At 71.3% G+C, this 8,677-nt stretch carries 8 protein-coding genes; 2 read left to right on the top strand and 6 right to left on the bottom strand.

What is annotated here, in order from left to right; genetic code table 11:
- A partial coding sequence (locus tag ACWD3D_RS28565) for a PAC2 family protein (protein ID WP_451463666.1) occupies positions 1-544 on the bottom strand: 544 nt, incomplete at its 3' end.
- 264 nt (positions 545-808) lie between these two features.
- Here ACWD3D_RS28565 and ACWD3D_RS28560 point away from each other — a divergent pair.
- The gene (locus tag ACWD3D_RS28560) at positions 809-2,149 is read left to right on the top strand and encodes an enolase C-terminal domain-like protein (protein ID WP_451463665.1); all 1,341 of its coding nucleotides are present in this window, start codon (positions 809-811) and stop codon (positions 2,147-2,149) included.
- Positions 2,146-2,925 (top strand): SDR family NAD(P)-dependent oxidoreductase, encoded by a 780-nt coding sequence (locus tag ACWD3D_RS28555; RefSeq protein WP_451463664.1) that lies wholly within the window; start codon positions 2,146-2,148, stop codon positions 2,923-2,925. The genes ACWD3D_RS28560 and ACWD3D_RS28555 overlap by 4 nt, the downstream gene beginning before the upstream one ends.
- A 140-nt stretch (positions 2,926-3,065) precedes the next feature.
- Here ACWD3D_RS28555 and ACWD3D_RS28550 read toward each other — a convergent pair whose 3' ends face one another.
- The 5 genes from ACWD3D_RS28550 to ACWD3D_RS28530 all read right to left on the bottom strand — a co-directional run bounded on the left by ACWD3D_RS28550 (position 3,066) and on the right by ACWD3D_RS28530 (position 8,298).
- A complete protein-coding gene (locus tag ACWD3D_RS28550) occupies positions 3,066-3,737 on the bottom strand; it encodes a FadR/GntR family transcriptional regulator (protein ID WP_328722604.1) in 672 nt (223 codons plus the stop codon).
- Positions 3,738-3,788: 51 nt separating this feature from the next.
- On the bottom strand, positions 3,789-4,133 hold the full coding sequence (locus ACWD3D_RS28545; protein WP_451463663.1) for a hypothetical protein: 345 nt from the start codon (positions 4,131-4,133) through the stop codon (positions 3,789-3,791).
- A gap of 123 nt (positions 4,134-4,256) precedes the next feature.
- Complete coding sequence (locus tag ACWD3D_RS28540) at positions 4,257-5,867, bottom strand: FAD-dependent oxidoreductase (RefSeq protein ID WP_451463662.1); 1,611 nt, start codon at positions 5,865-5,867, stop codon at positions 4,257-4,259.
- A 6-nt stretch (positions 5,868-5,873) separates the two neighbouring features.
- Positions 5,874-7,406 (bottom strand): glycerol kinase GlpK, encoded by a 1,533-nt coding sequence (glpK, locus tag ACWD3D_RS28535; RefSeq protein ID WP_451463661.1) that lies wholly within the window; start codon positions 7,404-7,406, stop codon positions 5,874-5,876.
- 100 nt (positions 7,407-7,506) lie between these two features.
- Complete coding sequence (locus ACWD3D_RS28530) at positions 7,507-8,298, bottom strand: MIP/aquaporin family protein (protein WP_451463660.1); 792 nt, start codon at positions 8,296-8,298, stop codon at positions 7,507-7,509.
- Positions 8,299-8,677: the final 379 nt, after the last annotated feature.

Genomic DNA, 8,677 nt, shown 5'->3' with positions numbered 1-8,677 from the left:
CCTCATCTTCCCGTCCGCTTCCCAACGGCACCTCGACCTCTTCTGCCAATGGCTTTTCTGGGCCTTCCTGGTGGACGACGAATTCGACGACGGCCAGGTCCGGATCGGAGGTGACCCCGCTGACCGGCACCGGCCGGGTGTGCGGGGTGTCGCCGAGCAGTGCTCCGAGGATGACCACCATCTCGACACCCAGCTCGTGGGCGAAGCCCAGCAGCTCGTTGCAGAACGAGCGCCAGCGCATGGACGGTTCGATGCCGCGGACCAGCACCAGGTCACGGGGCTTGTCACCACCGATGCGGACCACCGAAAGACGTGTCGTCGGCCAAGTGATCTTGCGGACACCGCCGTCCAGCCACACGGTGGGGCGGTTGACCTGGAAGTCGTAGTAGTCCTCGGCGTCCAGTGCCGCGAAGACCTCGCCCTTCCATTCCCGGTCCAGATGTCCGACCGCGGTGGAGGCGGCGTCACCGGCGTCGTTCCAGCCCTCGAACGCGGCCACCATGACCGGGTCGATCAGCTCGGGTACACCCTCGAGCTCGATCACCCAGGCCTCCTTCCGAAGTTCCCTTGCGTACACGTACGCACCAACCTTACGGGGTGGAGCATTCCCATCCGAAGCCCCTTTGCACGGGCGGGTGAACCTCGTCCGCCGAAGTGGGTCACCGATCGAATCGGGGCATCAGCCTCCAGATTCATCCGAGCTGTGCACCCTCGGATTTCTCCCCGCGCTGGACGAAGGGGCTTGTATGACGCTATACATCGGATGTTCGCTGTAGAGATCCGATGTTATTCCCCTGGGGGGCCGCGCATGAGTCAGACCGTCACGGACGTCGAGGTCCACGACATCCGCTTCCCGACGTCCCTGGAGCTGGACGGCTCGGACGCGATGAACCCCGACCCCGACTACTCCGCCGCCTACGTGGTGCTGCGCACCGACGCCCCGGGCGGCGAGAGCGGCGGTCTCCTCGAAGGACACGGGTTCTGCTTCACCATCGGCCGGGGCAACGACGTCATGGCCGTCGCCATCGAGGCCCTGAAGCCTTACCTGCTCGGCCGGCCCCTCCCGCGCACCGCCGCGGACCTCGGGGACCTGTACCGCGAGCTGACGCACGACTCGCAACTGCGCTGGCTCGGCCCGGAGAAGGGCGTCGCCCACATGGCGGCCGGGGCTGTCGTCAACGCCGCCTGGGACCTCGCGGCGAAGGCGGCAGGGCTGCCCGTCTGGCAGTTCCTCGCCACGATGACCCCCGAGGAGCTCGTCTCCCTGGTGGACTTCCGCTACCTCACCGACGCCCTCACCCCCGAGGACGCGCTGGCCATCCTGCGCGCCGCCGAGCCGGGCCGCGCCGAGCGCACCGAGCGGCTGCTGGCCCAGGGGTACCCCGCGTACACCACCTCGCCCGGCTGGCTCGGGTACGACGACGACAAGCTCGTCCGCCTCGCGAAGGAAGCCGTCGCCGACGGCTTCACCCAGATCAAGCTGAAGGTCGGCGGCGACCGCGACGACGACGTCCGCCGCCTGCGGATCGCCCGGGAGGCGGTCGGCCCCGACATCCGGATCGCCGTCGACGCCAACCAGCGCTGGGACGTGGCCGAGGCGGTGGAGTGGATGAGCGCCCTCGCCCCCTACGACCCGCACTGGATCGAGGAGCCCACCAGCCCCGACGACATCCTCGCGCACGCCGCCATCCGGGCCGGTCAGCCGGTCAAGGTCGCCACTGGCGAACACGGCGCGAACCGGGTCGTGTTCAAGCAGCTGCTCCAGGCCGGGGCCGTGGACTTCGTGCAGATCGACGCGGCCCGGGTCGCCGGGGTCAACGAGAACCTCGCGATCCTGCTGCTCGCGGCGAAGTTCCAGGTGCCCGTCTGCCCGCACGCCGGCGGGGTCGGGCTCTGCGAACTGGTCCAGCACCTCTCCATGTTCGACTTCGTCGCCGTCTCCGGCACGTGGGAGGACCGGGTCATCGAGTACGTCGACCACCTCCACGAGCACTTCACCGAGCCCGCCGTGGTGACCGGCGGACGGTACGTCACCCCGCGCGGACCCGGGTTCTCGGCCCGGATGCTGCCCGCGTCGATCGCCGCACACCGCTACCCGGAGGGCCCCGTCTGGGCGGCCCTCCCCGCCCTCCAGGAGGCCGACCGATGACCGGAACGAAGGATTTCGACGGGCTGTCCGCCCTGGTGACCGGAGGTGCGTCCGGCATCGGCGCCGCCGTCGCCACGCTGCTGCTGGAACGCGGCGCCCGGGTCGCCGTGCTCGACCGGGACACCACCGGTGCGCCCGAGGGGACGTTCGCCGTGCAGGCGGACGTGACCGACGACGCGCAGGTCCGCGCGGCCGTCGACCGCGCCGCCGCCGAATTCGGCGGACTGCACACCCTGGTCTCCAACGCCGGCATCGGCTCCATCGGCACCGTCGAGGACAACGCCGACGACGAGTGGGCCCGGGTGCTGGACATCAACGTCCTCGGCATGGTCCGTACCGCCCGGCACGCCCTGCCGCACCTGCGCACCGCCGCCCTGGAGCGGCCCGGCGCGGTCTCCATCACCCAGACCTGCTCCATCGCGGCCACCGCCGGACTGCCGCAGCGGGCCCTCTACAGCGCGAGCAAGGGAGCGGTGCTCTCCCTCACCCTCGCCATGGCCGCCGACCACGTCCGCGAAGGGGTCCGCGTCAACTGCGTCAACCCCGGTACCGCGGACACCCCGTGGATCGGACGGCTGCTCGGCCAGGCCGGAGACCCCGAGGCCGAACGGGCCGCGCTCAACGCCCGTCAGCCGCTCGGCCGGCTGGTCTCGGCCGACGAGGTGGCCGCCGCGATCGTCTACCTGGCGAGTCCCGCCGCCGCCTCCGTCACCGGCACCGCCCTCGCCATCGACGGCGGGATGCAGGGCCTCAGGCTGCGCCCCGCGTCGGACTGAATACCCGTCGGCCGCCGGACCCCGTCACCGTCGACGGACCGGCGGCCGGCGCCCCCGCACCTCCGGAAGGCCGAGCGCCTTCCGGAGGCCGCATGCCATGGGGAGGCGCGGGCGCTTTCCCCGAGGGGCCCGCGCGAGTCTCAGAGGGTCGAGCGCAGCCACTGCTCCACGCTCGCCACGTGCACCGTAGCCCAGGCCCGCGCCGCCTCCGGGTCCCGGTCGCGCAGGGCGGCCAGGATGGCGCGGTGCTCCTGGAGAGTGCGGCTGAGCGCGTCCTCCTGGGTCAGGCCGCGCCAGACCCGCGCGCGGGTGGTCGGCCCCGACAGGCCGTCCAGCAGTGAGCAGAGCACGGTGTTGCCCGAGGCCTGGACGATGCCCCGGTGGAAGTCCAGGTCGGCGGCGACGAGTTCCTCCACCGAGGGCGCGCTGCCCAGCGCGTCGAGCTGCGCGGCGAGCGCGTCCAGCTCGGCGTCCCCGATCCGGGATGCGGCCATCGCGGTCGCCGCCGGCTCCAGGATGCGGCGGACCGCGAGAAACTCCAGCACCGTGTCGTCGCGGTGGAAGTCCACCACGAAGCTCAGCGCCTCCAGCAGGAGCTGGGGGTCCAGGCTGGTGACGTAGGTGCCGTCGCCCTGCCGTACGTCGAGGATGCGGATCAGCGACAGGGCGCGCACCGCCTCGCGCAGGGAGTTGCGGGACAGCCCGAGGTCTGCGGCGAGTTCGCTCTCCTTGGGCAGCCGGTCGCCGGGGCGGAGCGCACCCGAGACGATCATGCCCTTGATCTTTTCGATCGCCTCGTCGGTGACGGCCATGACGGTCCTCCAGAGTACGCACGGGAATCAGACATCGGATGTCTCATCCCATTATGCGGGTCCCGCCCGCGTCCGCCTCGGCCGCCCGGAGCCGGTATCACTCCCACAGATCCGTGGGGGCTCCCGTCGGACCACCGGAGCGATCTCCTCCGCGAACCGCTGCAAGGTCTCCACCTGCTCGAGGCGGCTCGGACCGAGGCCGTCCACGGTGATCGACCGGAGGTCGTGGTGGTAGTCCTCGTCATGGCCGAGGATCTTGTCGATGATCTGCTGAGGACTGCCGATCAACTGCGGGCCGGCCGCGATGGCGTCCTCGATCGTCCGGAACGGGGTGTCGGACCCGGCCTTCCCCGCCAGACGCGGCTTGAAGGACTGCCGTACCCGTGCCTCGTACACCGTTGCGGCGGCTGCGGCTGCGGCTGCAACGGTGTACGAGGCAGCGTGGCGGAGCGCGGGCCCGGGGCCCGGGGCCGAGGGCCCGGGCGTAGGGTCACCCCTCGCCGGCCCCGCTCCCGTCCTTCAGCGGCGCACCGCCAGCATCGACTCGACGCCGGCCCGCACCTCGTCGGTGGCGAGCCCCCGGATCGTCAGCGTCGTCCGCCTGCGCAGCACGTCGTCGGCGGTCTCGGCCCACTCGTGGTCCCGCGCGTACGCCACCTGCGCCCATATCTCCGGAGCGTCGGGGTGGATGCGGCGGGCGAGGGCCGGGTCCTCCTCCGCGAGCCGGGTGATCCCGAAGGCGAGCGAACCGTAGTGGGTGGCCAGATGCCGGGCGGTGTCCGCCGCCAGCCGGGGGCCCGACCCGGCGCCGTCCGCCAGCAGACGGTGCGTCACCGCGTCGGGACTGGCGATCCCGGGCAGCGCCAGCCGCTTCGGCAGCCGGTCCATCGGCTCCATGGCGTCGGTCAGCGGACGGCCCGGCAGCGCGGCCAGCTTGTTCATCACGGTGCGGCCGATGTGACGGAACGTCGTCCACTTGCCGCCCGCCACCGACAGCATCCCGCCGCGCCCCTCCGTCACGACCGTCTCGCGCCTGGCCTTCGAGGTGTCGCCGGGACCGCCCGGGAGTACCCGCAGTCCGGCGAAGGAGTACGTGATCAGATCGCGCGACAGCTGTTGGTCCCGGACCGAGAAGGCCGCCTCGTCCAGGATCTGCGCGGTGTCCTTCTCCGTCACCGCCAGGTCCTCGGGCTCTCCCTCGTACACCTCGTCGGTGGTGCCCAGCAGCAGCATGTCCTCCCACGGCAGGGCGAAGGTGATCCGGTACTTGTCGATCGGCGTCGCCAGCGCCGCCCGCCAGGGGGCGGTCCGCCGCAGCACCAGATGGGCGCCCTTCGACAGCCGTACGGAGGGGGTGGCGCCCGGGTCCTCCATGCGCCGCAGCCGGTCCACCCACGGGCCGGTGGCGTTCAGCACCAGGCGGGCGTCCACCCCGAACTCCGTACCGTCCAGCCGGTCGGCCAGCTCCGCGCCGGTGACCCGGCCCCGGGTGAACCGGAGTCCGGTCACCGCCGCGTGGTTGAGCACGTCGGCGCCGGCCGCGACCGCCGCGCGCACGGTCATCAGGGCCATCCGCGCGTCGTTCATCTGGTCGTCGCCGTACACCGCGACCGCCTTCAGCCCGTCCGTACGCAGTTCCGGCACGTCCCGGCGGGCCCGCTGCGGGCTGATCACGTGGCCGACGCCGTCGCCGAACGCGGACAGCGCCGAGTAGGCGAAGACGCCCGCGCCGAGCTTGGCCGCCCCGTGCGGGCCGCCCTTGTAGACCGGCAGGTAGAAGGTGAGCGGATTGGCGAGGTGCGGGGCGACCTGCCGGGAGACGGCCCGCCGCTCGAAGTGGTTCTCCGCCACCAGCTTCACCGCGCCGGTCTGGAGATAGCGCAGCCCCCCGTGGAGCAGCTTCGAAGAGGCGGAGGAGGTGGCGCCCGCGAAGTCGCCGGCGTCCACCAGGGCCACCCGCAGCCCGGACTGCGCGGCATGCCAGGCGGTGGAGATGCCCAGGATGCCGCCGCCGATCACCAGGAGGTCGTACGTCGTGCGGGAGAGCCGCTCCCTGGTTTCGGCGCGGCCCGGGAGGGGGCCTGCGGCCGGGCGCGTCCCGGGGGCGGGGACGCTCTGCGGGATGGTCATGTCTGCTTACTCCTCGGTGGTGTCGTCGAGCCAGCCCATGGAGCGCTGCACCGCCTTGAGCCAGCTCTTGTACTCGCGGTCACGGGTGGCCGCGTCCATGCGGGGGGTCCACTCGGCGGCCCGGCGCCAGTTGGCGCGCAGCGCGTCGGTGTCCGGCCAGAAGCCGACGGCGAGGCCGGCGGCATAGGCGGCGCCCAGACAGGTGGTCTCGGCGACCATCGGGCGCACCACGGGCGCGTCCAGACAGTCCGAGAGCATCTGCATCAGCAGGTTGTTGGAGGTCATGCCGCCGTCGACCTTGAGCGCGGTCAGCTCGACGCCCGAGTCCTTCGTCATGGCGTCGCTGATCTCGCGGGTCTGCCAGGCGGTCGCTTCGAGTACGGCCCGGGCGATGTGCGCCTTGGTGACGTAGCGGGTGAGTCCGGCGATGATGCCCCGGGCGTCGGGCCGCCAGTACGGGGCGAAGAGGCCGGAGAAGGCGGGGACGAAGTACGCGCCGCCGTTGTCGTCCACCGAGGAGGCCAGGGTCTCGATCTCGGCGGCCGAGTTGATGAGCCCCATCTGGTCGCGCATCCACTGCACCAGCGAACCGGTGACCGCGATGGACCCCTCCAGCGCGTACACCGCCGGCTGGTCGCCGATCCGGTAGCCCACGGTGGTCAGCAGCCCGTTGTAGGAGTTGACCGGGGTGGAGCCGGTGTTGATGAGCATGAAGGTGCCGGTGCCGTACGTGGACTTGGCCTCACCTTCCGAGAAACACGTCTGGCCGAACAGCGCCGCCTGCTGGTCACCCAGCGCGGAAGCCACCGGGACCCCGGCGAGTACCCCGTCGGCGGCGAGGCCGTAGACCTCGGCGGAGGAACGGATCTCCGGCAGCACGGCGGCCGGGATGTCCATGGACCGCAGGATGCGCTCGTCCCACTTCAGGTCGTGCAGGTTCATCAGCAGAGTGCGCGAGGCGTTGGTGACGTCGGTGACGTGGACGCCGCCGTCGGTGCCGCCGGTGAGGTTCCAGATGACCCAGGAGTCCATCGTGCCGAAAAGGATGTCCCCGCGCTCGGCGCGCTCGCGCAGCCCCTCGACGTTGTCGAGCAGCCAGCGGATCTTGGGGCCGGCGAAGTAGGAGGCGAGCGGCAGACCGGTCTCGCGGCGGAAGCGGTCCTGGCCGACGTTGCGGCCGAGCTCCTTGCAGAGCGCGTCGGTACGGGTGTCCTGCCAGACGAGGGCGTTGTGGACGGGCTCACCGGTGTGCCGGTCCCACATCAGCGTGGTCTCGCGCTGGTTGGTGATGCCGATGGCCTTCACGTCGTCGGCCGTGACACCCGCCTTGACGACCGCTCCGGCCACCACCTCCTGCACGTTCTCCCAGATCTCGGTGGCGTCGTGCTCGACCCAGCCGGGCTTCGGGAAGATCTGCTCGTGCTCCTTCTGCTCGACCGAGACGATCCTGCCGTCCTTGTCGAAGACGATGCAGCGGGTGGAGGTGGTGCCCTGGTCGATGGCCGCGATGAACGGGCCGGCGGTGTGTGCGTCGTTCACGGTGTGCTCCCCGGGGTCTGTGGTGGTGTGGGTGTGGGTGTGGAGGCGTCCGCCGGGCGCAGGGGCCCTCTGGTTCGGACGAAGACGCCGGTCCCGCCCATCAGGCGAAGGCGACGTTGTAGAGGAGGCCGGCGAGGGCGCCGCCCACGAGCGGTCCCACGACGGGTACCCAGGCGTAGCCCCAGTCCGAGCCGCCCTTGTTCGGCAGCGGCAGCAGTGCGTGCACGATACGCGGGCCGAGGTCGCGGACCGGGTTGATCGCGTACCCCGTCGGGCCGCCGAGCGAGAGCCCGATCCCGACCACGACCAGGGCGGTGATGAGCGCGCCCAGCGTGCCGAGCCCGTTGCCGCCGTCGTTGAGGCCCTGGGTCAGGATCGCCAGCACCAGCACGAGGGTGGCGATCACCTCGGTGACCACGTTCTGCACGGCGTTGCGGATCTCGGGGCTGGTGCAGAAGACCCCGAGCACCGGTCCGGCGTCGGGCGCGGAGGTCTGGTCGACCATGCCCTCGGCGGGGTTCTGGGTGCCGGTGATCTCCGGGTCGGTCAGGTGGGCGTGGAACTGCCCGTAGTACACGGCCCACACCAGTACCGCTCCGATGGCGGCACCGAGCAGCTGCGATCCGAGGTAGAGGGGCACCTGGCTCCACGGCGTACCGCCCTGGATCGCGAGACCGATGGTGACGGCCGGGTTCAGATGGGCCCCGGACACACCCCCCGCCAGGTACGCGCCGGTGAGCACCGCGAAACCCCAGCCGAAGGTGATGGCGACCCAGCCCGCGTCCTTCGCCTTGGAGCGTTTGAGCGTGACGGCGGCACAGACTCCACCGCCCAGCAGGATGAGTACGGCGGTACCGATGGTCTCGCCGATGAAGATGTCGGAGCTGGACACCGCGACTCCTTTGTCCTTCGTCCAGGGGAATGCGCACCACCGGGTCCCTCCGGGGTACACGCCCCAGATGACGCCCCTTCCTCGGGGAACGCGCCATCTGCATGGGCTTGACCGGCCCTCGGCATTGCCACACCCTAACGCCTATCGCCGCTAGTCGTTCGGCAATGCCGACCGGTGAACGGCAGTGTTTCGCCCGGTCGAGGGGGAGTCAAGGGGGTGTGGCATACGACTCGGGCCCATGTCGCGCTCCGGCGTGGAGCGACCGGCGTGCGGGCGCGCGTGCCGGGCGCCCCGTGGCCGACATCATCCTGGCCCACCCTGCCGTCCACGACGTCTCGGTCGTCGCCGTCCCCGACCCGTACCTCGGCGAACGCTCCCT

The sequence above is a fragment of the Streptomyces sp. NPDC002690 genome (assembly GCF_053592415.1).
This window is presented reverse-complemented; position numbering and strand designations above follow the sequence as displayed.